The sequence below is a fragment of the Bacillus sp. AP8 genome (genome assembly GCF_000321185.1).
Taxonomy (GTDB): domain Bacteria; phylum Bacillota; class Bacilli; order Bacillales; family DSM-1321; genus Bacillus_AD; species Bacillus_AD massilioanorexius.
The window spans coordinates 13,211-38,895 of the sequence record NZ_CAPG01000059.1 but is presented as its reverse complement, the minus strand read 5'-3'; the positions used below and the strand labels follow the sequence as shown (position 1 = coordinate 38,895).

Genomic DNA, 25,685 nt, shown 5'->3' with positions numbered 1-25,685 from the left:
AAAAGGAGATGTTCATTATTACAGATTTTCAACCTTCAAATCAACTTCAAAAAATTCTCTACGGTAAATCTCTTCTACAAAGCGAACTTTTAGAGTTTCAGTCTCTTCTACATGAACACTTCATCAATGGGTATGTTGCTTATTCTGATGCTATTAGTTCTAAAGAGAATCATTGGATTTGTAATCAATGTGGAACGAATAAGTCTTATCATTTTTATCAGCATGAATGTGCTCGCTGTAGCAAACTTTGTGTGTATTGTCGAAATTGCATTATGATGGGGAAATCTCAACAATGTGTGCAGCTTGTGACATGGATAGGTCCTGATGTTGAATTTCTGCAACAAGAGGGACCCATGCGTTGGGGAGGAAAGCTATCAGAAGGGCAGGAAGTTGCATCGAATAGAGTCGTGCAAGCTATTTTACAGAAAGAAACTTGTCTTGTTTGGGCTGTGTGTGGAGCGGGGAAAACCGAGGTGCTTTTTTCTGGGATTGAAGCAGCTTTGAAATTAAATCAACGTGTTTGTATCGCCACTCCGAGAACCGATGTGGTGTTGGAACTAGCTCCGAGGATCAAAACAGCATTTCCCTATACATCAATAGCTGCTCTTTATGGTGGCAGCGAAGAAAAACAAAATTGTGCACAGCTCGTCATTAGTACTACACATCAACTATTAAGGTATGATCAAGCATTTGATACAATCATTGTCGATGAAGTAGATGCATTTCCATACTCTATGGATCAATCTCTTCAATTTGCAGTAGAGAAATCACGAAAGTCTCAATCAGCTCTTATTTATTTAACCGCGACAGCTTCAAAACAAATGCAAAGGTTAGTTGCAGCAAAGAAATTAGCATGCGTTACCATTCCTGCCCGATATCACCGTCATTCTATTCCTGTTCCTCAATTGAAATGGACAGGAAATTGGAAAAAAATCTTCTCCAAAGGTCGAATACCTTCTCCGCTGTATCAATGGTTTCTACAAAAAATTCAACTGCAAATTCCTTTCCTTATTTTCTTTCCAAACATTGAACGAATGAATCAATATCTCCCTCTTTTCCAGAAGCATGATAAAAATCTATCTTCTGTCCATGCAGAAGACCCAGAGCGAAAAGCCAAAGTGAATCATTTAAGAACAGGACAAGTATTAGGTCTATTAACTACTACTATTTTAGAAAGAGGTGTAACAATACCAAGGCTACATGTAGCTGTTATTGGTGTTGAAGAGGATATTTTTACAGAAAGTGCTTTGGTCCAAATTGCTGGGAGAGTAGGGAGAAGTAAAGAAGATCCAAAAGGAGAGGTTGTATTCTTTCATTATGGCAAAACTCATGAAATGGTACAGGCTGTTAAGCAAATTCACAAGATGAATAGAGAGGCTAGAGAAAGGGGATTAATTGATGATTGATATTTTTCGAGGAAAACCATGCTGGATTTGTGGAACGAAAACCATTCTAGATTATTCTTGGGCATCTCTTTCTATCAAACCGATAAAAATTCATTTGTGTAATCAATGTAAAAGCAAACTTCAATTATTAGCTGAACCACGTTGTTGTAAATGTTCAAGAATGTTATCGGAGTTGGAGCCTGATTATATATATGATAATCTTTGTTCAGATTGCTATAGATGGGAGCAGGATGATAGGTGGAAAAATATTTTGGATCAAAATATATCACTGTATAAGTATAATACGTTTCTTCAAGAGTTATTAGCTTTGTTTAAATATCGAGGAGATTATGCAATCGCAGAAATATTTGCTGAAGATATCCGTTCTGTCATTTCAAAATTGAAGGTAGATTATGTAGTTCCTATTCCGTTAAGTAGTGAGCGTCTACTTGAAAGAGGTTTTAATCAAAGTGAGGCTTTGCTTAGAGTGGCAGGCGTTACTCCTTCTCTCATTTTAACTAGAATCCATACGGAAAAACAGTCAAAGAAGTCACGTCAACAAAGGCTAGAACTACAGTCTATTTTTTTGTCTGCTGATAAGAAAGATTTAACAGATAAACAAATTCTCCTAGTAGACGATATTTATACTACCGGATCAACTTTACGCCATGCGGCAAAAGTTTTAAAAGAAATCGGTGCCCAAAATATATATTCGCTAACTATTGCGAGGTAATTTTGCTAAAATTGAAACAAATTAAAAATGAAAGATTTAACAGTAGATATATAATGGAATGAGTAATTATAGAACGAGGTATTGAATTAAGGAGGGGGGAGAAAAGAAATGAATGACTTGTCAAATTGTTCAAATTGTGGAGCGATATTTATTAAAACTCAGTTTAGAGATGTTTGTGATGCTTGCTATAAACAGGAAGAACTTCTCTTTGAAAAGGTCTATCAATACATAAGAAAAAGAGAAAATCGTAAAGCAACAATCCAGCAAGTGATAGATGCTACAGATATAGATGAAGAACTGCTTTTTAAATTTATTCGAACTGGTAGACTCAAATTAGCTCAATTTCCAAATCTGGGTTATAAGTGTGAGAAATGCGGGACTATTATACGAGAAGGTATTCTTTGCAGTAAATGCTCCGAGACCTTTCTATCAGATTTGAAGGTTTACCAACAAGAAGAAGATCGTAAACGAGCTATTGAAGAAAGAGATCGGAAGACTACATACTATACAAAAAATTTTAAGGATCTATAGGCTGTATGACTGTTGTCATACAGCTTTTTGGTGCTAAAAATCTATAAATGAAGACAATATTCTATCTGGCTATAAATCCAAACTTTTCTACCATAGACTATTTACTTATCGTAGCATTGGAAGGGCTTTTCAGCTTTTCTTTTTGTCAATAAAAAATGCTACAATGACATAAAACTTACTAAAATACAGCCGATATTATAAATAGATTATTTGATACGTTTTGAAAGTGAGGGGAGTATTTTATGAAAATTAATAACGTAGGTCCTTCCGGGATCAATCCCTATAATAAAAACCTAAATAAAATGAACGAACTAAAAAAATCTTCTTTCAATACAAAAGATAAAATTGAAATTTCAACAACAGCTAAGGAGCTTCAACATTCATCACAGCTCGTTTCACAACGTCAGGAAAAGGTAGAAGCGATAAAAGTATCTGTTGAGAACGGCACATACCAACTAGATGCAAGAGCAACTGCTAAAAGCTTAATCAACTTTTATTTAAAGAAATAGAGGAGGAGCACCGTGTCTGCTGCGAAGATTATAGAACTATTAGATAAATTAATTAAACTTCATGAAAATCTGTATAAGCTTTCTGTTCAAAAGACGGATGTAATAAAGAAAAGCGACATGGAAGGTCTCGATAAATTTTTAAAAGATGAGCAAAAGTATGTAAAGGCGATTGAACAAGTTGAACGTGAAAGACAGCATACTGTTGCTAGTTTAATAGGCAATCAAAGTCAATCGACAAGCTTAACCGATGTAGTGAAATATGTATCAGATGAAGAGCGTGGGAAATTGCTAGGCCAAAGAGAAAGGCTTTTGCAGCTTGTAAATCAATTAAAAAGTCAAAACCAATTGAATCAACAGTTGATTTACAATTCATTACAATACGTTAATTTAACTCTGGATATGTTAAGACCTGCACCACCAGCAGACTTTAATTATAAGAAACCAACTAATGCAGCACCAAAAGGTATAAATAGAGGAATGTTCGATTCAAAAGCTTAAATAGGTAAATAAGCGATAATGGAGGAAATAAGATGGCTTCAACCTTTTTTGGATTAGAAACAGCAAGACGGGGAATGAACGCACAACAAAATGCTTTATATGTAACTGGAAACAACATTTCAAATGCCAATACGATTGGATACTCAAGACAAAGAGTGAATCTTGCCACGACAACACCCTATCCAAGTCCGGGGTTGAATCGCCCAGGTATTGCTGGTCAATTAGGAACAGGGGCCACGGCAAGTTCTATTCAACGAATTCGTGACGAATTTGCTGATTTGCAATATCGAACGCAATACAATAAAACAGGTTATTTCGGTGCGTTGAATGATTCGCTTGTGAAAATGGAAGAAATCCTGAATGAGCCGTCTAGCAGTGGCTTGCAACAAACAATGGATAAGTTTTGGAATTCCCTACAAACATTGGCAGCTAATACAGAAAATAGCGGAGCGAGAAATGTAGTGGCTTCAACTGGTCAAGCTGTAGCGGAGACATTTAATTATTATTACAATTCTTTAACACGTGTCCAAAAGGATATTGGGGATCAATTAGGCGTGAAAGAGAAAGAGATTAATAATATTATTAATCGAATTGCCGAGTTAAATAAGCAAATATCGGAAGTAGAACCACACGGTTTATTACCAAATGACTTATATGATGCACGTGATGTACTAGTTGACCAGCTGTCAGGACTTGTTAACATAAAGGTAACTAAAGTAAAGCCAGATGAATATGGTAATGCTAAGGAAATGGCAGAAGGCTTATATAATATTGAAATTGTAAAAGAAGATGGCACGTCGTATGTTGATGGTGGCCTTAATTTAATTGAAGTAACAGGTAATGGAATCGGTCAGATAAACACGATTTCTATTGAGAAGGATCTAGATAAATCGAATATGGTTACAGGAATTAAAGTTGGAACACATACCATTGATATAGGTGATTTCAAAAAAACAGGTGAGCTATCAGGGATTATCGAAAACTATGGATATATCGAAAAGGATACTATAAAAGGTCATTATCCAGAAATGCTTGAAAATATAAACAAAATGACGATTGCCTTTGTGAATGAATTTAACGCCATCCACCGTCAAGGTGTAGCGTTAAATGAAACAGCACCGAGCGAAATGAATTTCTTCGTATTAGATGGACTAACGCCTGATGCTAACGGAATGTATAGTTTAGATGATATTAGCAATGTCGCACAAATCATTAAAGTGAATGATGAAATTATGAAGGATTCATCTAAAATTGCAGCTGGAAATCCGAATGGTGATGCCGGAAATAACGAAAATGCTCAAAAGCTAGCTGAGATTAAAAGTAAGGATTTTTCTCAATACATAACTGCCGGGAATCTACCATCAGAGATGACAGGCAATATAGATTCCTTCTATCAAGGTGTAATCGGCTCACTAGGTGTGGTTTCTCAAGGAGCGTATACTAATTTAACAAATTCGATTACGATTACGGCTTCTATAGAAGAAAGACGGATGTCTGCCAGCTCTGTTTCGTTGGATGAAGAAATGATCAATATGATTAAGTATCAGCACGGCTACAACGCTTCAGCAAGAATGATCACTGTGGTTGATGAAGTATTGGATAAGATTATAAACGGAATGGGAACGGTTGGCAGATAAGGAGGCTTATTTAAATGCGTGTAACACAATCTATGCTAAGTAATAATACATTGAGACAAATATCGAGTAGCTATACTAAATTATCTCAATTAGATAAGCAATTATATACGGGCAAGAAATTCACAAAACCCTCGGATGATCCAGTTGCGGCTATGAGAGCAATGGGATATCGATCAGATTTAAATCGTATTCAGCAATATCAACAAAATATTGGAGAAGTCAACAACTGGGTGGATAGTACAGATGACGCCCTTAATAATGTCAATTTGGCTTTGCAAAAAATTCGTGAATTAACTGTTCAAGCAAGTAATGGAACCCTTGAAGAAAGCCAACGCTCCTATATTGCGGAAGAGATTAAGCAATTAAAAGAGCAAATTAAATCAGTGGGAGATACACAAATTGGCGGTAAATATTTATTTGGCGGAACAAAAACAGATGTGAAACCGTCGGATGATTTCTCACAAGCAACAGGTTTAATCGAAATTGAAATCTTTAACGGAATCAAATTTTCCGTTAATACAGAAGGAGCAAGCTTGTTTCCTGATTTAGTTGGAACTCCTGCTTCTTCCAATATTACGAGTGATACAGGAACTTCCACTATTAATGTCAAAGGAACATATGGTGATAACGCGGTTACCGAATTAAAAGTATCCTATGATACAGCCTCTCAAAAATGGCAGTTAGATAACGGTACAGAAAAGGTAGATATTAATGGTAAAAACGCAACGATTAATGGCATTACCATTGATTTAACAAATGCCAAAACAGATGAGACGTTTACTATCACGCTAGATAATGGTCAACCATCACCTATTACGAACCCAGAAAAATCGGGTGTTCTTCAAGAGTTAATCAATACGTTAGAAAATGGTGGCAGTGAAGAAGAAATTGGGACATTTCTGTCTAAGTTGGATACCCAAATTAATAATCTTTTAGCTGTTCGTGCAACGGTTGGTGCTAAGCAAAATCGTGTGGAACTAATGGAAGATCGTTTGGGTTCACAGGAAGTATTTTCAACACGTATCCTATCCGATAATGAAGACGTCGATATGGAAAAAGCGATTATGGCTTTGACAGCTCAGGAAAGTGTTCATCGAGCAGCAATGGCTGTCGGTGCAAGAATTATCCAACCTACACTTATGGACTTTTTACGATAGAGAAATGATAATAACTACTTTTATGTAAAATATTGGTAATAAAATGACTTTTGGGGACAACCACTCCTTACACTATATAGAGCTTCTTTTTGGCCTATATGGTGTTAGGATGTTGTCCTTTTTAAAAATTGTCATTTATATAAAGGAGGGCATGATGATGAAATTGCCACAAATCCGACTGCAGTCGCAGTCTGCTCTTATTTCCCTTCAAACTCAAAACGCAGTTGCTCAGCTTCAACAACCTAAAGCGGAATTAGATATCAAGCAACCACCTGCTGAAATGACCATTGAAAGAACACCTTCTCAGCTGACGATTGATCAAACGGCAGCAAGAGAGGCGGTTGACTTAAAATCGATTCGAAAAAGGATTGAAGAGTTTGCTGAAAATGGACGACAAGAATGGCTTGAAGGATTGGCGAGAAGAGCGAATGAAGGCGATGAATTAATGCGAATAGAAAATGGAGGAAACCCTATAGTATCGCAGGCTAAACAAAATAGTGAGAGACCAGAAAAGCAATTTAATATTGGATTTGTGCCACCTCTTTTTAGTGTAAAGTTACATTATGAACCAACGAAACTTGATATAAATTGGAAAGTGAATAAAGTGGAAAATAATACAAGAACAAATAAGCCGACACTAGATTACACACCTGGTAAGGTTGAGGTAGGCTTGAGACAAAAAGAATCCTTACAAATTGATTATGTAAACGTAGACTTTAATGCATGAGGAGATGAACAAAATGAAAATAATGACGAAATATCATGGCGAGATGGATGTAGATGAGAACGACCTTTGGCATTTTAATAAAGGGATACCTGGATTTCTAGAGGAAAAACAATTTTTACTATATCCGTTAGCAGATCAGGATGTTTTTTCAATTTTACAATCAGTTGTACATAGTGAAATTGCGTTTATTGTTGCAAATCCATTTGCGTTTTTTAAAGACTATGAATTTAATCTTGATGAAAATGTACTAGCAACTTTAGATATAGGTAATGAAAACGAGGTTTGTCCACTCGTTATTTTAACATTAGAAGATACGCTCGAAAACTCTACTGCAAATTTACAAGCACCAATCATACTTAATATGAAAAATCACCATGCAAAACAGATTATTCTTCATGAAACAGACTATCAAACGAAGCATCCTTTATCTTTGAAAGCTGAACAGGGGTGATGACATGTTAGTATTAACAAGAAAAATCGGCGAAACGATTATTATTGGTGAGCAAATCGAAATCACGGTTATAGAATCGAAAGGCGATCAAATCAAATTAGGCATTCAAGCTCCAAAAGATGTGGAAATTCACCGAAAAGAAATCTATCAAGCGATTCAAAATGAAAATAAACAAGCATTAAACCATTTGAACCATTTGGAGCAGCTACTAGGACAAAAGAAATAAAAGAATTTAGTTAATTCTATTAAAATAATCGAAAAGTATGTCGATATATAGCGTGTAAAGAAAATGGTGGACGGCCGCCACCCTTTCCAAATTTCATAAAGTTCACACGGACGTGAACTTCTAAATTCAAGGAGGAAATATATAATGAGAATTAATCACAATATCTCAGCTCTTAACACATACCGTCAAATGGGTACTAACCAATCAGCAGCATCTAAAAACATGGAGAAATTATCTTCTGGTTTAAAGATTAACCGTGCTGGCGATGACGCTGCTGGTCTAGCTATTTCTGAAAAAATGCGTGGACAAATCCGCGGTTTAGATATGGCATCTAAAAACTCTCAAGATGGTATTTCTTTAATCCAAACTGCTGAGGGTGCATTAAATGAAACACAATCTATTCTACAACGTATGCGTGAATTAGCAGTACAATCAGCGAATGATACAAATACAACAACTGACCGTGAAGAGATTCAAAAAGAAATTAACCAATTAACATCTGAAATTAACCGTATCGGTAATACTACTGAGTTCAATACTCAAAAATTATTGAATGGTGATAAGGATGGATCACCGGAAATTAAAGCAGTTGCTGGTGAATATGCAATAACAATAGGTGCTGCAGATGTAACAATTGATGGGAAAACTTTCAAATATGATACTAATAGTGCTGATGACGGATCGGTAGCAACATTTAAAACTGCTGCAGGATTAGCAGCTTTAATCGCTAAAGATGATGATTTAAAAGGTAAATACACTGGTGGTGGAACAGGTACTGACTTTACATTAACACAAAAAACTGGTGCAGAATCTTCAACGGAACCTGTAGTTGCTGGTGGAACTTTAGCTGTAACTACACCTGGTGTTACTGGTAAAGCAGCAGGAGCAGGTGCAGATTTACAGTTGCAAATTGGAGCTAATGAAAACCAAAGTATGACAATTACTATTGGAGACATGAGAGCGGCAGCTTTGGGTATTACTACAGCTGGTAATACGAATTCTAAATTGGCAGTAACTGATGGTACTAATAATACTGCAACTGAAACTGCCCTAAATGTTTTAACTCATGCAGACGCTGCTAAATCTGTGACTACGATACAAAAAGCAATTGATACAGTATCTAGTGAGCGATCTAAGTTGGGTGCAAGTCAAAACCGTCTAGAGCACACTATCAACAACTTAGGTACATCTTCTGAAAACTTAACAGCTGCTGAGTCTCGTATCCGTGACGTTGACATGGCTAAAGAAATGATGGAAATGACTAAGAACAATATTTTACAACAAGCTGCTCAAGCTATGCTTGCTCAAGCAAACCAACAACCACAAGGTGTTCTTCAATTATTACGTTAATAATAGGTTGATAAAAAGCTGGGGATTATTTTATCCCCAGTTTTTTTGTGTAAATAGATAAATATATATATTTATCTATTTGAAAAATATGACTAATAGTTTACTAATTTGCTGCTGTATGAGGTATATAATAAGCAAATAGATATAAATAACTGAATATTTAAAATAGTGATTTTTGTTCATATAAGTTAACCTAATAGCTCCGATAAATTATTTTGTAAGATACATAATGACCTTAGAGTAAATTGAACAGACTGATATTGAATAAGTTTGATAACTTATTCTAAATGTTTTAAGCATCTTTACATATGATAATCATTTGTAAAAAAAACAGCATTAGTTATCAAAAATCATTATGACATCCTACAAAACTTTAAAAGTAAGGATGCTTTTATTGAAAATGGAGCTCATGGAAGGGGAAGTTTTATATGCGTATCAATCACAATATTGCAGCATTAAACACTTATCGTCAATTAGGGACAAATCAAACAGCATCATCAAAAAATATGGAGAAATTATCTTCAGGTATGAAAATTAACCGTGCTGGTGATGATGCTGCAGGCTTAGCTATTTCTGAGAAAATGCGTGGTCAAATTCGAGGTTTAGATATGGCTGCCAAAAATGCTCAAGATGGTATCTCGTTAATTCAGACAGCGGAAGGTGCTTTAAATGAAACACATAGTATTCTACAACGTATGAGAGAGTTGGCAGTTCAAGCAGGAAATGATACTAATAATGACCAAGATCGTGGTGAAATTCAAAAGGAAATTAACCAATTAACCTCTGAAATAAATCGTATCGGAAATACTACAGAATTTAATACTCAAAAATTATTAAATGGTGAAAAATCTACTGAATTATCAAGTGTTGATGTGCTCACTACATTAGCAGGTGTGACAGCAGATGGAACAGCTACGCCTCCTATTACAGAGGTTAAGGGACAATATCAATTTGATTTTAGTAATTATGATTTTAATATTGATGGGATTGCGCTTAACTACGATTCCACAGGTGTTTCAGGTTATAAAGATGTCGATACTTTAGTTGCGCAAATTAATGGAGATGGAACTTTAGGTGCTAAATATACGGCTAGTAATGTTAATGGGAAAATTCAACTAGAGCAAAATACAGGTAACGCGACAGCTCCAAATATTAAGTTAGTAGGAACATCTATTACATTACAAATTGGTGCAAACGAAAACCAATCGATGAGTATGGAAATTAAAGACTTACGAGCTAGTGCGTTAGGTATTACAGGAGTAAAAGGATCGAATGGATTTACAGATGATAATTCGGTTAATAATGGTACAAACAATATGTCTGTCGAAGCTGCACTAAGTGTAGAAACGCATGAGAGCGCTGCTGCAGCTATTACTAAAATTCAGTCAGCTATTGATACTGTATCAGGCGAACGATCTAAACTTGGGGCATATCAAAATCGTTTAGAGCACACAATCAATAACTTAGGTGCATCATCTGAAAATCTATCAGCTGCTGAATCTCGAATTCGTGATACTGATATGGCGAAAGAAATGATGGAAATGACGAAGAACAACATCCTACAACAAGCTGCTCAAGCAATGCTTGCTCAAGCGAACCAACAACCACAAGGTGTTCTTCAACTATTACGTTAATAATATTAAAGAAAGGGATTTTAGATTTTCTAGAGTCTCTTTTTTGTGATGGTAGATTAAACGAATTTTAGCTGAATCAAATAGAAAAAAAGTAAAGTATCTATATATCATTATATTACGAGATAGAATAGTCTTAATTCCTTTTAATAGAGTTAGGGCTTTTTCTATTTTAAGAAGAGAAGATAGAGAAGACTATGTTTCAGTAAGAGGAACTTTAACTTAGGGAAAGGACTATTATATAAAAGAGATAACTATATTTCTACATCAAGTAAAAACTTCAAAGCTGAAACCGATAATATACATAAAGATGTCGTTTAGTTGAAAGGAGAGAAGATGAATGATGGACAAAGTGACGGGTTCTTCTGGTTCGGTTGGGATTAAATCGACTAGCGGAATCGATTTGGATAGAACAAAGAATCGTGAAGAAGGGTTGAAACAGATTGAACAATTTGAAAGACAAATCAAAAATGGTCAATCAAAAGAACAGCTTGAAAAAGTTGTAGATAGCATGAATCAGTTTTTGACAGCTTCTAATACGCATTTGAAATTTGAATTTCATGACGAATTACGAGAGTACTATGTGACCGTTGTCGATGATGTCACTCAGGAAGTCATCAAAGAAATTCCCTCTAAGAAAATGTTGGATATGTATGCCTCGATGATGTCAGAGGTATTAGGAATAGTGGTAGATCAGAAGATTTAAAGGAGTGAGGAATAATGGTCACTAGGATCAGTGGTTTAGCAAGCGGTATGGATATTGATAGTATCGTTTCAAATATGATGAAGGCACAAAGAGCTCCATTAGATAAAATAAAGCAAAAGATACAATTACTTGAATGGCAGCGGGATGATTATCGCTCAATGAATACATTATTATTGAATTTCCGTACTAATGAATTAGTGAATATGAAATTGACGAGTAGTTATCGTACAAAAGTAGTAAGTTCATCTGATGAAAGTAAGATAACAGCAACTGCTACAAGCTCAGCAAGTAATGCTTCATATACAATTTCTCGAGTGGAACAACTTGCTACTGCTGAAGTGAGAAAAAATGCAGGTTCGATTACGAAAAATGGTTCAACATTTGATGCTTCCAAAAGTTTATACTCACAAAATAATTCATTTACTACTGGACCAATTAATTGGAAAGAAGGAGCCGTTTTAACGGAAAATTTTAAAACAACGGAAAAAAGCAATACGATTGATTTGAGCGCAATTAAAATGAATGATGGTGAGAGTTTTAATGTAGATAATATCGACAAAGATCAGCTGTCTTCATGGAGTGTAAAGGTAAATGGGAAATCGTATCAAGTTGTGACAAGTGGGACACCAGATGCTAATCAGGTGCTATTATCCAATGACGGAAAAACATTAACATTTAAGGATAATATAGATGCAAATAGTGATATTCGTTTGGATTATATAGGTTTGAAAAAAACGGAAAATGTAGCTGTATCCACAAATGGTACAGTCAAGCTTTCACAAATTGGAATTTCGTTACCAAGTGCTGGAACAGAAGAGAAACTAAAAGTGACGATTGTTGATAAAAAGACAAGTGAGAAAAAAGAGGTCAATTACACTTTAAAATCTACTGGTGAAATACTAGATGAAAATGATACAGTTATTGGAGCTGTTGATGCGGAAACGGGCGAAATTAAATTTAATGAGAAAGCTCCTAAAAATGATAATGCTTCTTATACGTTAGAGATGAAATATAGTCACAAATACACAAATGTCTCATTAATTACCAATACATCTGACGGGAAACAATATGAGAAGTTTTTAGTAACTGGGTCAGATTCCTTAAATGACCTTTCTGGAAAAATCAGTGATTCTGATGTAGGGGTATCCATGTTTTATGATTCCCATACAGGACAGATGACACTTACTCGGAAAGAAACAGGAGACTTTAATAAGAGTGGAAATGATTTAGAAGTATACGGTGATTTGTTAAATAATACTCTTCGTTTTGGAACTGGAGCTTCCACTATACAAGGAACAAATGCGAAATTTACGATTAACGGTCTGGATACAGAACGTCATTCGAATAATTTCACCATTGATGGTATTACCTTTAATTTGAAACAAGCTTTTGAAAGTACGGACTCACCAGTAACGATTGGTGTCACAAACGATACAAATAAAATCTACGACAACATCAAGGGCTTTATCGACAAATACAACGAGTTGATTGGTCAAATTCAATTGAAGCTTGATGAAAAGCGTTATAAAGACTATGAACCGCTAACAGATGATCAAAAAGAATCATTGAGCGATAAGCAACAAGAAAAGTGGGAAGGGTTAGCGAAGAGTGGTTTATTACGTAGGGACTCTATATTAAGCGGAGTTCTTTCTAACATGCGTTCCAATTTTTATGCTACGGTTAAAAATAACGAAATCTCTGATAAGTATAATCAGCTTTCGAAAATTGGCATTACGACATCGGCGAATTATTTAGATGGAGGAAAGCTAGAAATCAATGAAACACAATTGAAGAAAGCGATTGAGGAAAATCCGGAATCTGTTGAACAATTATTCCGTGGTGAAAATGGAATTATCGAAAATCTACAAAAAACAGTCAATAATGCAATGGATGCCTTAAAGGAGAAAGCAGGGAATTCCAATTCGACGAATCAAACTTTTAAAATAGGTAGAGAATTAGATGATCTTGAAAAAAGACAAACTCGTTTTGAGGAACGTTTAGAAATGTTAGAAACTCGTTATTGGTCCCAATTTAATGCGATGGAACAGGCGATACAAAATTCGAATTCTCAGTCAGCCTATTTGTCGCAGTTCTTTAGTTCTTAATGAACATTTAATTAGAGTAGGAGTGGTTACAATTGTCTATAAACAATCCATATAAAGCATATGAGCAAAACTCTGTTACAACAGCTTCACCAGGAGAATTAACTTTAATGCTTTACAACGGCTGTTTGAAGTTTATAGGAAAAGCTAAAATAGCAATTGAGCAGAATCATATTGAGGAACGCAATACGAATATCCAGAAAGCACAAAATATTATACGTGAATTAATGGTTACTTTGAATATGGATTATGAAGTATCCAAAAATATGATGACTATCTATGAATATATTAATGGCTTGTTAACAGAAGCCAATATTCAAAGTGAATTGGCGAAGTTAGTGGAAGCAGAAGGACTAGTAAAAGAATTCCGTGATACTTGGAAGCAAGTTGTACAGATGAATCGAAAAAAACAATACCAAGGTGGAGCTATTTGATGCAAGAAACACTGAAAAATTGCTATGAACTAACAGGGCAATTGCTAAAGCTGTCGAGAATTAAACCAAATGATATAAGTGACGAGCAATATCAGGAAATCAATGATGTTTTGAGAAAGCGCGAACATTTATTTCCAGCCTTGCAAAAACCATCAGACACTATAGAACAAGAATATGCTTCGAAAATTTTAGAATTTAATAAAGAAATTGATCGTAATCTAGTAGAAATAAAAAAGCAAATTCAACTCAAAATTAGAGATTTGAAGAAGAAAGAGAAATCGAATAATAGCTATCTTGGATATGGTAATGCAGGAGCAAGTAGCTATTTTTACGATAAAAAACAATAAGGTGATTCCATCTGGAGTTACCTTTTTGTTTTAGTGGATTTCAAAAAGATAGTGCTTTTTCAGTTGATAGACGGACAGCCTATTTTACATATGTTATAAAGCTATGACAGAAAGTAAACGATTTTTGTCGAAATCAACAATAAGAGTAGACAAATCTGTACGTTTTAAACAATGAAAAAAATATGAAGTTTTTTGTTCGAAAATTCGACAAATTTTTTTTATGTTTCATGAAGGGTTTGAAAGGGGTATCATAGAATTTATATAGTATAGTTTTATTTAAAGGAGGACTCACTTATGGATTATAACATTCGTGGTGAAAACATTGAGGTAACTCCAGCTCTACGCGAATATGTGGAGAAGAAAGTTGGAAAACTGGAAAGATATTTTAACAACACACCAAATGCTAATGCGTACGTAAACTTAAAGGTTTATAACGATAAAACATGTAAGGTTGAAATTACAGTACCAATGACTAATCTTGTATTGCGCGCAGAAGAAAGAAACACAGATATGTATGCAGCAATCGATATGATTACGGATAAGCTTGAAAGACAAATTCGTAAGCATAAAACAAAAGTAAATCGTAAGTTCCGTGCAACTGGAACAACTCCAGAGGTATTTGTTTTTGAAGCAGAAGATGAAGCAGATCCGCAAGATGTTGTTGAAGCAGAAGAATTAGAAATTGTACGTAACAAGCGATTTTACCTTAAGCCAATGGACAGTGAGGAAGCAATTCTTCAAATGAACATGCTTGGTCATAACTTCTTCGTTTATACAAATGCTGAAACAGAAGTGACAAATGTTGTATACAAACGTAAAGATGGCCGTTACGGATTAATTGAGCCAAATAAATAAGAAGTAGCCAGAATCTTAAGGATTCAAAGAGAACTTCTTTCATAAAATAACTTAAGCGCAAGCGCCTTGATCAGCCCCGACCAGCATAAGTCGAGTTGGCAAGAAGGTTGCTCTTTGATCTTCTAGATGACTCGACTTATGACATCGAGGGGCTAGGCGCTGAAGCTAGACAGTAATCCAAGTGAAAAATATTATACTTATTGTCATAAAAAAGACCGACTTTTCACATTCTTAATGAATATATGAAAAGTTGGCTTTTTTCATTAATACTCTTTTGTTCCTTTTGTTTTGATTATCTTCTATGAATAAATCCTTATGCCTCTCTCAATCTCCACTAGTTGTACCATGTTTGTAGAAATGGTATTATAAAAAATGGATAATTTTTTTAAATTATCATGAATTAGGCGTCATTTAGGCGTTAAAATTAGGTTTACTTTTAAATGAAAATAAAAACCTGGAATAGGTTTTTAATAGGTCATTGTGTCAATAGTTCATTTTGGTTCATGGTATAGCAGAAATGGCTATTCGAATCATAATCACAAAACAGAGGAGCGTTTGTGAATGTTATCAATATTAAATAAAGTGTTCGATCCAAATAAGCGTGAAGTGAAACGTCTGCAAAAATTAGCAGATCAAATTGAAGTGCTAAAGCCTACAATGGAGGCCATGTCAGATGCGGAACTTCAAGCGAAAACGGAAGAATTTAAAAATCGATATAATAATGGTGAAAAGCTAGATGACATGCTAGTAGAAGCGTTCGCTGTTGTGCGTGAAGCTTCTAAGCGTGTATTAGGAATGTTTCCTTTCCCAGTTCAGTTAATGGGGGGCGCGACTCTTCATGATGGGAATATCGCAGAAATGAAAACCGGTGAAGGTAAAACGTTAACGTCCACCATGCCTGTTTACTTAAATGCGATTACTGGGAAAGGTGTGCACGTTATTACAGTCAATGAATATTTGGCATCTCGTGATGCGACTGAAATGGGCGAGTTATATAGATTTTTAGGCTTAACCGTCGGCTTGAATTTAACAGGTCTTTCTCGTGAGGAAAAACAAGAAGCGTATCGTGCAGATATTACCTATGGTACAAACAATGAATTTGGTTTTGACTATTTACGTGACAACATGGTGTTGTACAAAGAGCAAATGGTTCAAAGACCATTACATTATGCTGTAATTGACGAGGTTGACTCGATTTTAATTGATGAAGCACGTACACCATTGATTATTTCTGGTAGTGCTCAGAAATCGACGCAATTATATATGCAAGCCAATGCCTTCGTACGTACATTAACGAAAGAAAAAGATTATACGTATGATGAAAAAACAAAAGGTGTTCAATTAACCGAAGAAGGTATTACAAAAGCGGAACGTGCTTTCCGAATTGAAAACCTATTTGATATATCACATGTGTCTTTAAATCACCACATTAATCAAGCATTAAAAGCACATGTAAGTATGCATAATGATGTTGATTATGTAGTACAAGACGGTGAAATTGTGATTGTTGACCAATTCACAGGTCGTTTAATGAAAGGTCGTCGTTATAGTGATGGCTTACATCAAGCTATCGAAGCAAAAGAAGGCTTAGATATTCAAAATGAAAGCATGACTTTAGCGACTATTACTTTCCAAAACTATTTCCGTATGTATGAAAAGCTGGCAGGTATGACAGGTACTGCGAAAACGGAAGAAGAAGAATTCCGTAATATTTATAATATGAATGTTGTGGCGATTCCTACGAACCGTGAAATCATGCGTGATGACCGTGCCGATTTAATTTATGCTTCGATGATGGGCAAATTTAACGCAGTTGTAGAAGATATTAAAGAGCGTCATGAAAAAGGGCAGCCTGTTCTTGTGGGTACGGTTGCTATTGAAACATCTGAGCTTATTTCAAGTTTATTAACTAAGCACAGAATTCCTCATAATGTCTTGAATGCGAAAAACCATGGTCGTGAAGCAGAGATTATTTTAAATGCTGGACAACCAGGTTCGGTTACAATTGCAACGAACATGGCTGGTCGTGGTACGGATATCAAGCTTGGTGAAGGGGTTAAAGAGCTCGGTGGTTTAGCGGTTATTGGTACAGAGCGCCATGAATCACGTCGTATTGATAATCAGCTTCGTGGACGTTCTGGACGTCAAGGTGACCCAGGGGTAACACAATTCTATTTATCAATGGAAGATGAATTAATGCGCCGTTTCGGCTCTGATAATATGAAAACAATGATGACTCGTCTAGGTATGGACGATGATCAGCCAATCCAAAGTAAGATGGTTACAAAAGCTGTAGAATCAGCTCAAAAACGTGTTGAAGGAAACAACTTTGATGCGCGTAAGCAATTGCTGCAATATGATGATGTATTACGTCAACAACGTGAAATTATCTATAAGCAACGTTTTGAAGTATTAGATAGTGAAAGCTTAAGAAGCATCGTTGAACAAATGATCGCTTCTTCTGTAGAACGCCATGTAGCTGCTTTTACAACAGATGAGGAGCAATCGAATTGGAATCTACATGGTTTAGTAGATTACATCAATGGTAATCTTCTTCGTGAAGGAGTTATCACTGAGAGTGATTTACAAGGTAGAGAACAAGAGGAAATTGTGGAACTTATTTTAGAAAAAGTGAAAGATGTATACGATGATAAGGAAGAGCAATTATCTGAAGAGCAAATGCGCGAGTTCGAAAAAGTTATCGTTCTTCGTTCAGTAGATAGCAAATGGATGGATCATATTGATGCAATGGATCAGCTTCGTCAAGGTATTCATTTACGTGCATACGGTCAAATTGACCCACTAAGAGAATATCAGCAAGAAGGCTTCGCGATGTTTGAAGAAATGATTGCATCGATTGAAGATGAAATTGCTAAATATATCATGAAAGCTGAAATTCGTAATAACCTTGAAAGAGAAGAGGTTGCGAAGGGACAAGCTGTACATCCAAAAGAAGGCGAAGAAGTGAAGAAAAAGCCTGTTCAAAAGAAAGAAGAAGTTGGACGTAACCAACCTTGCCCATGTGGAAGTGGCAAGAAATATAAAAACTGCTGCGGTCGATAAGAAAAGCATAATCGTCTTTAGACTATAAATGCAGTGAGCGTATAGTTAGGAACAATGGAGGAGTGGCAATTCATTGCCTCCTCCTTTCCTTTGTTTAGATAATTATCCTGAAGGATTATTGTTAAGGGATTTGAATACATTGTTAGATATAAATAAATTTTTGAGGTGAAGAGCATATGGAATTAGCAGAAATCAGATCAGAGCTCGAAAAAACAGCTAAAAAATTAGCGGACTTTAGGGGGTCTCTTTGACTTAGAAGAGAAAGAGGCTCGCATTGCGGAATTAGATCATGAAATGACGCATCCGGATTTTTGGAACAATCAAGATACGGCTCAAGTGGTAATTAATGAAGCAAATGCATTAAAAGAATTAGTGGGACAATTCCAATCGATGAGTGAAAATCATGAAAATCTGGAGTTGACATTTGAACTTTTAAAAGAAGAAGACGATGCCGATTTACGTGCTGAATTAGAAGAAGAATTAAAGCAATTAATTGTTCAAATGAGTGAATATGAATTACAAGCTTTATTAAGTGAACCTTATGATAAAAACAATGCTATTCTTGAACTTCATCCAGGTGCTGGTGGTACAGAGTCACAGGATTGGGGCTCTATGCTTCTACGAATGTATACACGTTGGGCAGAGAAGCAAGGATTTAAAGTAGAAACACTAGATTACCTAGCAGGAGATGAAGCGGGTATTAAAAGTGTAACGCTACTCATTAAAGGTCATAATGCTTACGGTTATTTAAAGGCTGAAAAAGGTGTTCATCGTTTAGTTCGTATTTCACCATTTGATGCGTCAGGACGTCGTCATACATCATTTGTTTCATGTGATGTAATGCCTGAATTTAATAATGAAATAGAAGTTGATATTCGTACAGAAGATTTGAAAATTGATACGTACCGTGCAACAGGTGCAGGTGGTCAGCATATTAATACGACTGATTCAGCTGTTCGTATTACTCATATTCCAACGGGTGTGGTTGTAACATGTCAAACAGAGCGTTCGCAAATTAAAAACCGTGAACGTGCGATGAATATGCTGAAATCCAAGCTATATCAACGTCAAATCGAAGAACAACAAGCGAAGCTTGATGAAATTCGTGGCGATAAGAGTGATATTAGTTGGGGAAGCCAAATTCGATCTTATGTATTCCACCCATATTCAATGGTTAAAGACCATCGTACAGGGGTGGAAACAGGAAACGTGCAAGCGGTTATGGATGGCGATTTAAATGCCTTTATCGATGCTTATTTACGCTCAAAATTAGCTTAATTGAAACTGCAAGACTTTGTTATAAGTCTTGCAGTTTTTTTTGTTCTACTTCCGGAACCGGTTCAGAATAAGAAGTTGAATCAAATCCAGCAAAAGTTGAATCCAATTTGCTAGAAGTTGAACCGAACGAACGATAAGTTGAACGAAATTGATTGAAAGTTGAATCAAAATCTCCCGAGCGCAATTCATCATTCGAAAATAAAACAAAAATATAGCTAAAATGTTGTTTTAACGCTTTACTACGTTATCTAGCTGTTATTTACATACACATTTATAGGGTGCTATACTCATTTTTGGTGAAAATTATATGAGAAAAAAGAAATACTAGAAATAGATGGATTTTGCAATAGGAGGCCAGTATGAAAAATAGCAACAAGTATTTAAATACGGTATGGGAATACGGGCATGTATTGTTAGGTGCTGCCGTTATTGCTATTACCTTTAATGTTTTCTTGCTTCCAAATAAAATAGCTTCGGGTGGTACAAGCGGGATCAGTACAATCGTGGCTTCGCAATTTGGAATTGAGCCTGCTTTTACGCAGTGGGCACTAAACATTCCGTTGTTTATTGCGGGAGTTGTTTTATTAGGTAAGCAGTTTGGGTTAAAGACATTAGTTGGAACGATGTTTTTTCCGTTAGTCGTATATATAACAAAAGATTGGGACCCGTGGACAACAGATGCATTACTTGGCGCTATTTGTGGAGGTTTGGGTGTCGGTTTAGGACTTGGAATTGTGTTCCGAGGTAAAGGTTCAACAGGTGGAACAGATGTTGCGGCTCAAATTTTACACAAATTTACGCATGTTAGTTTAGGGAAATGTGTGGCACTTATTGATGGATTAATTGTAATCACAGCGAGCTTTGTGTTTGATATTGAGCGAGGACTATATGCGCTGATTGGATTGTATGTGACAAGTAAGACAATTGATCTTGTACAGGTTGGAATTGAAAGCTCAAAAATGACAATGATTATTACGAATAAGGAAGAAGAAATTCGCACAGCGATTTTTGATAAGATTGATCGAGGGGTAACGGAGCTTAATGGAAAAGGGGGTTATACAGAAACGCATAAGCCAGTGCTTATTTGTGTAGTAGATACTTCGCAATTCACAAAATTGAAACAAGTGGTGAAAAGCATTGATCCTCAAGCATTTGTTGTAGTAATGGATGCCTCTGAGGTTCTAGGAGAAGGATTTAATGGCGTTTAATAGCACCTACAAAATGGTATAATATTCTTGTATTTGTAAATTTTGTAGGGGGGATAGGTGTGAACAAAAAGTTACTTGCTTTAATGCTTGGTACGTCCATTGTTCTAGCTGCGTGTGGGGGAGATAAAGCAGATGATAAGCCTTCGAGTGATGGCGGTACAACAACTGCTGATTCTGGTCAAGAAGCGAAGTTATATAAGAATAATTGTGCGAGCTGTCATGGTGAAAATCTAGAAGGATTGGTAGGTCCAGAATTGAAGAAAGTCGGTGCTACTTTATCAAAGGATGAGATTGAGAAGGTTATTCTAGAAGGTAAGGGTTCAATGCCGAAAGAACAGCTTCAAGGGGAAGAGGCTTCACAAGTTGCGCAATGGTTATCTGAAAAAAAATAGTAGTTAATCAGACTAAGTCCAGCATGATGGATTTAGTCTTTTTGTTTTACATAGTAGATTAGGTTTGGAGTATGTTTAAATCGAGTACTATATTGACAATGCTTAATGGTTATATTTGACAAATAATTCTTATTTATGACAAATTTCTAGGTGAATGATGCTTATAAATATGTTACATTGTAGATGAGTTACTTCCATTTAATTCCACGATCCCGTTTTTTCTCCAATATTTAAATACATTGGTACAAATACAATCCCAACACACGATTGAAATGAAAATGTAATATTAATTAGCCCCTCATTCGTAAGGTTTGATGGTATAATGGCTTAGTAGAAAATAAGGGTTTTTGTTTAATTTTGTTAATTTATGATGATAATTTGTCGAATAAAGATTATAAATAGTCCTTTTTAATGAAGAATAACAAGGAAAAGCATAGGTGGTTTTTTTATGATAGAAATGATAGATGTTCAAAAAACGTATCCTAATGGTGTTAAAGCTGTTAATGGGATTAATGTGAAAATAAAAAAAGGTGAGTTTGTTTACGTTGTTGGACCAAGTGGTGCGGGTAAGTCAACATTTATAAAAATGATGTACCGTGAAGAAAAACCAACGAGTGGTTCAATTGTTGTAAATGGTATAGGCCTAGCGAGTATCCGTAACTCGAAAGTTCCGGTTTTTAGAAGAAATATTGGTGTGGTCTTTCAAGACTTTAAACTATTACCAAAACTTACAGTTTACGAGAATGTTGCTTTCGCATTGGAAGTAATTGAAGAAGAACCAAAAGAGATAAAAAGACGTGTTATGGAAGTACTTGATCTTGTTGGATTAAAGCATAAGGCGAGAATGCAACCAGCCGAGTTATCTGGGGGAGAGCAGCAACGTGTTTCTATTGCTCGCTCTATTGTGAATGATCCAAAGGTTGTTATTGCAGATGAACCTACTGGTAACCTAGATCCAGAAACTTCTTGGGAGATTATGAATATTTTCGAAGAGATTAATAGACGTGGAACAACGATTGTAATGGCGACGCATAATAAAGAGATTGTAGATAATTTAAAGCATCGAGTTATTGCAATTGAAGGCGGGAAAATCACTAGAGATGAACAAAGAGGTGACTACGGTTATGAATATTAATAGTATCCGTCGCCACTTTAGAGAGAGCTTTAAAAGTCTTGGTCGTAATGGGTGGATGACATTTGCTTCAGTCAGTGCGGTAACAGTTACCCTTCTTTTAGTAGGGGTGTTCTTCGTACTGATGATGAACTTAAATAATTTTGCAAAGAATGTTGAAAATGATGTGGAAATTCGTGTTCATTTAGATGTTGCTGCAACGCAAGCAGATATGAAGACGGTTGAGAAAGAACTTAAAGAGATACCTCAGGTCAAAAAAGTTACGTTCTCTTCTAAGGAAGAAGAATTAGATCAATTAATTAATTCAATGGGAGAATCATTCTCTTTATTTGAACAGGATAATCCTTTAAGAAATGTATATGTGGTTAAAACCAAAACACCACAAGATGTTATTTCAGTAGCTAAGAAAATCGAAAAGCTAAATTTCGTTGAAAAAGTGAAATACGGAAAAGGAACAGTTGAGAAGTTATTCGATTTTGTGAAGATCTCTCGTAATATTGGTATAGCTTTAATTATTGGTTTACTATTTACAGCGATGTTCCTAATTTCAAATACGATCAAAATTACCATTGTTGCAAGAAAGTCTGAAATAGAGATTATGAGATTAGTAGGTGCTACGAATTCGTTTATTCGCTGGCCTTTCTTCTTAGAAGGTTTATGGCTTGGTATTTTAGGGGCCATTATTCCAATCATTCTAATTGCAACTACGTACTACAACGTCTATAACTATGTAACTCCAAGAATAGATGTACCATTTATTGAATTACTTTCATTCAATCCATTTGTTTATCAGATTGCTGGAATTCTCATTCTAATGGGCGGACTAATTGGAGTATGGGGAAGTATGATGTCTGTACGTAAATTCCTAAAAATCTAAAAAGAGGGTGAGCCAATTCGTTGGCTCAACTCCTCTTTTATTATTTGTAAAGGAAAGAAAGGTGAGTGTACATGCTAAAAAAGAAATTGTTCATTTTAAATACAACAATCATTCTTGGACTAACTAGTACGGTTGTTACTACTGGTGTAAGTGCTGAAACGATTAGCGATATGGAAAGCAAAAAGCAACAAATTCAGGACAAGCGTTCAGGATTAAAGTCGGATATTTCAAGTACAGATGAAAAAATTAAACAATTGCAGGATGACCAAGATACACTTGCTGCAGAAATTAAACGTATTGATTTGGCAGTAGCCGATACAAATGCTAAAATTCGTGAAAAAAATAGTGAAATTACTGATACAAAAGCAGAAATTAAGAAATTAGAAGAGCAAATTGAAACATTAAAACAACGCATTGAGAAAAGAAATCAGATTTTAAAAGATAGAGCGATTTCTTTTCAAGAGAATGGCGGTAAGGTTAACTATTTAGAAGTATTGCTAGGAGCTACTAGTTTCGGAGATTTACTAGATCGTGTACAAGCCGTTTCAACGATTATGGAAGCGGATCAAGATTTAGTAAAGCAGCATGAACAAGATAAAGCAGACCTAGAAGATACTCAAAAGAAAGTTGAAAAGAAGCTATCTAATTTAAATGATTTACGACAAGAATTAGAGGGCATGAAAGCAACTTTAGCGAAACAAAAAGCAACAAAAGATTCTCTAATGAAAAAATTAGAGGCTGAAGAGAAAGATGCTCATACATATAAAATGAGTTTAAAAGAAGAAGATGATATTTTAGCAGCGCAACAAGATGCTATTAATAAGGCAATTGCTAACGAGAAGAAACGACAAGCAGAACTAGAGGAAGCTAGAAAAAAAGCAGCGGCTAAAAGTGAATCAAGCGGTGGTTCTAGTTCAGGCTCTGGCTCAGGCTCAGGATCAGGTAGTGGACAAGCTCCAGCTATCTCATCAGGAAACTTTACAAGACCAGCCGTTGGCAGATTAAGCTCAGGATTCGGATCACGTTGGGGAACTATGCACTATGGGGTAGATATCGCTAACTCTTCTGATGTGCCGATTGTGGCGGCAGCTGATGGGGTTGTTGTGAGATCTTACTACTCAACTTCTTATGGAAATGCAGTATTTATCTCACATTCTATTAATGGACAAGTGTATACAACAGTTTATGCTCATATGGAAAGTCGTATGGTATCAAATGGTCAAACAGTAAGCAAAGGTCAACAAATTGGTATTATGGGTAATACTGGTCAATCTTTTGGTCAACACTTACATTTTGAATTGCACAAAGGTCCTTGGACTGCATCGAAAAGCGGTGCGATTAATCCAGTAGGAATTGTACCACTATAAAATATATTAACCAGACGTACTTTTTCAAATGAAAATAAGGTTAATGATAGGAAAAAATCCCGTTTTAATGAACGGGATTTTTCTTGTGATTAGAGATAAAAAGTTCAATTGTACAACAGAGTAATATTTTGACCTTCCAAAAAGCTAATCCATTCTTCACCTGGTTTTTGATCAGTAATGCAGTAGTCGATTTGGCTGAAATCAAACATTTTGACGAAGCCGATTTTATCAAATTTTGTAGAGTCTACTAAAAGAATCGTTTTCGTTGCTTGCTGGTTCATGAGCTTTTTTAATTCACTTTCAGGCTCGTTTGAATCTGTAATGCCGTGCTGCATAGAGAGTCCCTTGCAGCTGCAGATGGCAACACCAACATTATAGTTTTGAACGGTGTGTCTTGCTACAGGACCTAGCAATGCACTTGATTTGGCACGTAAAGTTCCTCCTGTAGAAATGATAGTATGATTGGCATTATTGAATTCTTGTAAAACTGTAACGGAATTGGATATAATCGTTAAATTTTCTCTTTGCTCTAATAGTTTCTTTACTGCTTCGAATACCGTTGAGCTAGAATCAGCTAAGATCGTTTCATCATCTTGAATTAATGATAGAATTTGATCGGCTATTTGAAGTTTTTTGTCCATATTTCGAGTATTACGAGTTTGATAAGGTAAATCTTCGTTTGTATGAATGTTTAATACTGCACCACCATAGTTACGAGTTACCACACCCTCTTTTTCAAGCTTTTCTAAGTCTCTCCGTATCGTTTCTTCGGTTACATCAAAGCTTGCAGCTAATTGAGCCACTAGCACCTTCTTTTCCTTGTATAATTCTTTCATTATTAATTCTTTTCTTTCGAATGCTTTCATATTCAGTCCACCTCTATACGTATTATTTTACCTAAAAAACAGAAAAAAACATAATAAATAACAAAAAGACAGAAAATATTCTTTGTTTGTGTTTGTTTTAGGCTAAATTTTGAACAAATAAATAAAAAACAAAAGAAAAACAACAAAATATGTTGATTCTTTTTTGTTTTGATAGTATTATGAGGTTGTAAACGAAGAACAATACGGATTCTCAAGGAAGTGA

Annotated in this window: 25 protein-coding genes; 24 read left to right on the top strand and 1 reads right to left on the bottom strand. The window is 35.5% G+C overall.

Features of this window, described 5'->3' with window-relative positions; all coding sequences use genetic code 11:
* Positions 1-8 precede the first annotated feature (8 nt).
* From BN349_RS14705 to BN349_RS14590, 24 genes are all read left to right on the top strand, one after another.
* Positions 9-1,406 carry a DEAD/DEAH box helicase gene (locus BN349_RS14705; protein WP_019243089.1) on the top strand — a complete coding sequence of 466 codons (1,398 nt, stop codon included), beginning with the start codon at positions 9-11 and terminating at the stop codon, positions 1,404-1,406.
* Entirely contained in the window at positions 1,399-2,118 is a 720-nt protein-coding gene (locus BN349_RS14700) for a ComF family protein (RefSeq protein ID WP_019243088.1), read from the top strand. The genes BN349_RS14705 and BN349_RS14700 overlap by 8 nt, the downstream gene beginning before the upstream one ends.
* Positions 2,119-2,226: 108 nt before the next feature.
* Positions 2,227-2,649, top strand: a complete 423-nt coding sequence (locus BN349_RS14695; RefSeq protein ID WP_019243087.1) for a TIGR03826 family flagellar region protein — start codon at positions 2,227-2,229, stop codon at positions 2,647-2,649.
* A gap of 242 nt (positions 2,650-2,891) precedes the next feature.
* Positions 2,892-3,158, top strand: a complete 267-nt coding sequence (flgM, locus tag BN349_RS14690; protein ID WP_019243086.1) for a flagellar biosynthesis anti-sigma factor FlgM — start codon at positions 2,892-2,894, stop codon at positions 3,156-3,158.
* A 12-nt stretch (positions 3,159-3,170) separates the two neighbouring features.
* Positions 3,171-3,656, top strand: a complete 486-nt coding sequence (locus BN349_RS14685) for a flagellar protein FlgN (protein WP_019243085.1) — start codon at positions 3,171-3,173, stop codon at positions 3,654-3,656.
* 32 nt (positions 3,657-3,688) lie between these two features.
* Positions 3,689-5,293 (top strand): flagellar hook-associated protein FlgK, encoded by a 1,605-nt coding sequence (gene flgK / locus BN349_RS14680; RefSeq protein ID WP_019243084.1) that lies wholly within the window; start codon positions 3,689-3,691, stop codon positions 5,291-5,293.
* A 14-nt stretch (positions 5,294-5,307) separates the two neighbouring features.
* Positions 5,308-6,450 carry a flagellar hook-associated protein FlgL gene (gene flgL / locus BN349_RS24935; protein ID WP_019243083.1) on the top strand — a complete coding sequence of 381 codons (1,143 nt, stop codon included), beginning with the start codon at positions 5,308-5,310 and terminating at the stop codon, positions 6,448-6,450.
* A gap of 151 nt (positions 6,451-6,601) precedes the next feature.
* Positions 6,602-7,177: a DUF6470 family protein gene (locus BN349_RS14670; protein WP_332306680.1), complete on the top strand. Its 576-nt coding sequence runs from the start codon at positions 6,602-6,604 to the stop codon at positions 7,175-7,177.
* Positions 7,178-7,190: 13 nt separating this feature from the next.
* Positions 7,191-7,628: a flagellar assembly protein FliW gene (fliW, locus tag BN349_RS14665; protein WP_019243081.1), complete on the top strand. Its 438-nt coding sequence runs from the start codon at positions 7,191-7,193 to the stop codon at positions 7,626-7,628.
* A gap of 4 nt (positions 7,629-7,632) precedes the next feature.
* Complete coding sequence (gene csrA / locus BN349_RS14660; protein WP_019243080.1) at positions 7,633-7,854, top strand: carbon storage regulator CsrA; 222 nt, start codon at positions 7,633-7,635, stop codon at positions 7,852-7,854.
* A gap of 144 nt (positions 7,855-7,998) precedes the next feature.
* Entirely contained in the window at positions 7,999-9,204 is a 1,206-nt protein-coding gene (locus BN349_RS14655; protein ID WP_019243079.1) for a flagellin N-terminal helical domain-containing protein, read from the top strand.
* A 428-nt stretch (positions 9,205-9,632) separates the two neighbouring features.
* Positions 9,633-10,838 (top strand): flagellin N-terminal helical domain-containing protein, encoded by a 1,206-nt coding sequence (locus BN349_RS14650; protein WP_019243078.1) that lies wholly within the window; start codon positions 9,633-9,635, stop codon positions 10,836-10,838.
* A 337-nt stretch (positions 10,839-11,175) separates the two neighbouring features.
* Entirely contained in the window at positions 11,176-11,541 is a 366-nt protein-coding gene (gene flaG / locus BN349_RS14645) for a flagellar protein FlaG (RefSeq protein WP_019243077.1), read from the top strand.
* Between the two features lie 14 nt (positions 11,542-11,555).
* Complete coding sequence (gene fliD, locus BN349_RS14640) at positions 11,556-13,646, top strand: flagellar filament capping protein FliD (protein WP_019243076.1); 2,091 nt, start codon at positions 11,556-11,558, stop codon at positions 13,644-13,646.
* 32 nt (positions 13,647-13,678) lie between these two features.
* On the top strand, positions 13,679-14,077 hold the full coding sequence (fliS, locus tag BN349_RS14635) for a flagellar export chaperone FliS (RefSeq protein WP_019243075.1): 399 nt from the start codon (positions 13,679-13,681) through the stop codon (positions 14,075-14,077).
* Entirely contained in the window at positions 14,077-14,424 is a 348-nt protein-coding gene (locus BN349_RS14630) for a flagellar protein FliT (RefSeq protein ID WP_019243074.1), read from the top strand. The genes fliS and BN349_RS14630 overlap by 1 nt, the downstream gene beginning before the upstream one ends.
* 294 nt (positions 14,425-14,718) lie before the next feature.
* On the top strand, positions 14,719-15,279 hold the full coding sequence (gene hpf / locus BN349_RS14625; protein WP_019243073.1) for a ribosome hibernation-promoting factor, HPF/YfiA family: 561 nt from the start codon (positions 14,719-14,721) through the stop codon (positions 15,277-15,279).
* 561 nt (positions 15,280-15,840) lie between these two features.
* Complete coding sequence (secA, locus tag BN349_RS14620) at positions 15,841-18,342, top strand: preprotein translocase subunit SecA (RefSeq protein WP_019243072.1); 2,502 nt, start codon at positions 15,841-15,843, stop codon at positions 18,340-18,342.
* 176 nt (positions 18,343-18,518) lie between these two features.
* A protein-coding gene (gene prfB / locus BN349_RS14615) for a peptide chain release factor 2 (RefSeq protein ID WP_148335161.1) occupies positions 18,519-19,620 on the top strand; the annotation gives its coding sequence in 2 pieces (ribosomal slippage) (positions 18,519-18,590 and positions 18,592-19,620; 1,101 coding nt in all).
* A 359-nt stretch (positions 19,621-19,979) separates the two neighbouring features.
* The gene (locus tag BN349_RS14610) at positions 19,980-20,828 is read left to right on the top strand and encodes a YitT family protein (RefSeq protein ID WP_019243070.1); all 849 of its coding nucleotides are present in this window, start codon (positions 19,980-19,982) and stop codon (positions 20,826-20,828) included.
* A gap of 59 nt (positions 20,829-20,887) precedes the next feature.
* Complete coding sequence (gene cccB, locus BN349_RS14605) at positions 20,888-21,220, top strand: cytochrome c551 (RefSeq protein WP_019243069.1); 333 nt, start codon at positions 20,888-20,890, stop codon at positions 21,218-21,220.
* A gap of 448 nt (positions 21,221-21,668) precedes the next feature.
* Positions 21,669-22,355: a cell division ATP-binding protein FtsE gene (gene ftsE / locus BN349_RS14600; protein WP_019243068.1), complete on the top strand. Its 687-nt coding sequence runs from the start codon at positions 21,669-21,671 to the stop codon at positions 22,353-22,355.
* A complete protein-coding gene (gene ftsX, locus BN349_RS14595; RefSeq protein ID WP_019243067.1) occupies positions 22,345-23,229 on the top strand; it encodes a permease-like cell division protein FtsX in 885 nt (294 codons plus the stop codon). Before ftsE ends, ftsX begins: the two co-directional genes overlap by 11 nt.
* 71 nt (positions 23,230-23,300) lie before the next feature.
* Positions 23,301-24,596, top strand: a complete 1,296-nt coding sequence (locus BN349_RS14590) for a murein hydrolase activator EnvC family protein (RefSeq protein ID WP_019243066.1) — start codon at positions 23,301-23,303, stop codon at positions 24,594-24,596.
* 104 nt (positions 24,597-24,700) lie between these two features.
* On the opposite strand, the gene BN349_RS14585 is transcribed toward BN349_RS14590, so the two are convergent.
* On the bottom strand, positions 24,701-25,462 hold the full coding sequence (locus BN349_RS14585; RefSeq protein ID WP_019243065.1) for a DeoR/GlpR family DNA-binding transcription regulator: 762 nt from the start codon (positions 25,460-25,462) through the stop codon (positions 24,701-24,703).
* Between the last annotated feature and the right edge of the window lie 223 nt (positions 25,463-25,685).

Bases quoted from the DNA above. Each gene is read 5' to 3' on its own strand.
- BN349_RS14705 (WP_019243089.1), top strand. From the start codon at position 9: ATGTTCATTATTACAGATTTTCAACCTTCAAATCAACTTCAAAAAATT.
- BN349_RS14700 (WP_019243088.1), top strand. From the start codon at position 1,399: ATGATTGATATTTTTCGAGGAAAACCATGCTGGATTTGTGGAACGAAA.
- BN349_RS14695 (WP_019243087.1), top strand. From the start codon at position 2,227: ATGAATGACTTGTCAAATTGTTCAAATTGTGGAGCGATATTTATTAAA.
- flgM (WP_019243086.1), top strand. From the start codon at position 2,892: ATGAAAATTAATAACGTAGGTCCTTCCGGGATCAATCCCTATAATAAA.
- flgK (WP_019243084.1), top strand. From the start codon at position 3,689: ATGGCTTCAACCTTTTTTGGATTAGAAACAGCAAGACGGGGAATGAAC.
- flgL (WP_019243083.1), top strand. From the start codon at position 5,308: ATGCGTGTAACACAATCTATGCTAAGTAATAATACATTGAGACAAATA.
- BN349_RS14670 (WP_332306680.1), top strand. From the start codon at position 6,602: ATGATGATGAAATTGCCACAAATCCGACTGCAGTCGCAGTCTGCTCTT.
- fliW (WP_019243081.1), top strand. From the start codon at position 7,191: ATGAAAATAATGACGAAATATCATGGCGAGATGGATGTAGATGAGAAC.
- csrA (WP_019243080.1), top strand. From the start codon at position 7,633: ATGTTAGTATTAACAAGAAAAATCGGCGAAACGATTATTATTGGTGAG.
- BN349_RS14655 (WP_019243079.1), top strand. From the start codon at position 7,999: ATGAGAATTAATCACAATATCTCAGCTCTTAACACATACCGTCAAATG.
- BN349_RS14650 (WP_019243078.1), top strand. From the start codon at position 9,633: ATGCGTATCAATCACAATATTGCAGCATTAAACACTTATCGTCAATTA.
- flaG (WP_019243077.1), top strand. From the start codon at position 11,176: ATGATGGACAAAGTGACGGGTTCTTCTGGTTCGGTTGGGATTAAATCG.
- fliD (WP_019243076.1), top strand. From the start codon at position 11,556: ATGGTCACTAGGATCAGTGGTTTAGCAAGCGGTATGGATATTGATAGT.
- BN349_RS14630 (WP_019243074.1), top strand. From the start codon at position 14,077: ATGCAAGAAACACTGAAAAATTGCTATGAACTAACAGGGCAATTGCTA.
- hpf (WP_019243073.1), top strand. From the start codon at position 14,719: ATGGATTATAACATTCGTGGTGAAAACATTGAGGTAACTCCAGCTCTA.
- secA (WP_019243072.1), top strand. From the start codon at position 15,841: ATGTTATCAATATTAAATAAAGTGTTCGATCCAAATAAGCGTGAAGTG.
- BN349_RS14610 (WP_019243070.1), top strand. From the start codon at position 19,980: ATGAAAAATAGCAACAAGTATTTAAATACGGTATGGGAATACGGGCAT.
- ftsE (WP_019243068.1), top strand. From the start codon at position 21,669: ATGATAGAAATGATAGATGTTCAAAAAACGTATCCTAATGGTGTTAAA.
- ftsX (WP_019243067.1), top strand. From the start codon at position 22,345: ATGAATATTAATAGTATCCGTCGCCACTTTAGAGAGAGCTTTAAAAGT.
- BN349_RS14590 (WP_019243066.1), top strand. From the start codon at position 23,301: ATGCTAAAAAAGAAATTGTTCATTTTAAATACAACAATCATTCTTGGA.
- BN349_RS14585 (WP_019243065.1), bottom strand. From the start codon at position 25,462: ATGAAAGCATTCGAAAGAAAAGAATTAATAATGAAAGAATTATACAAG.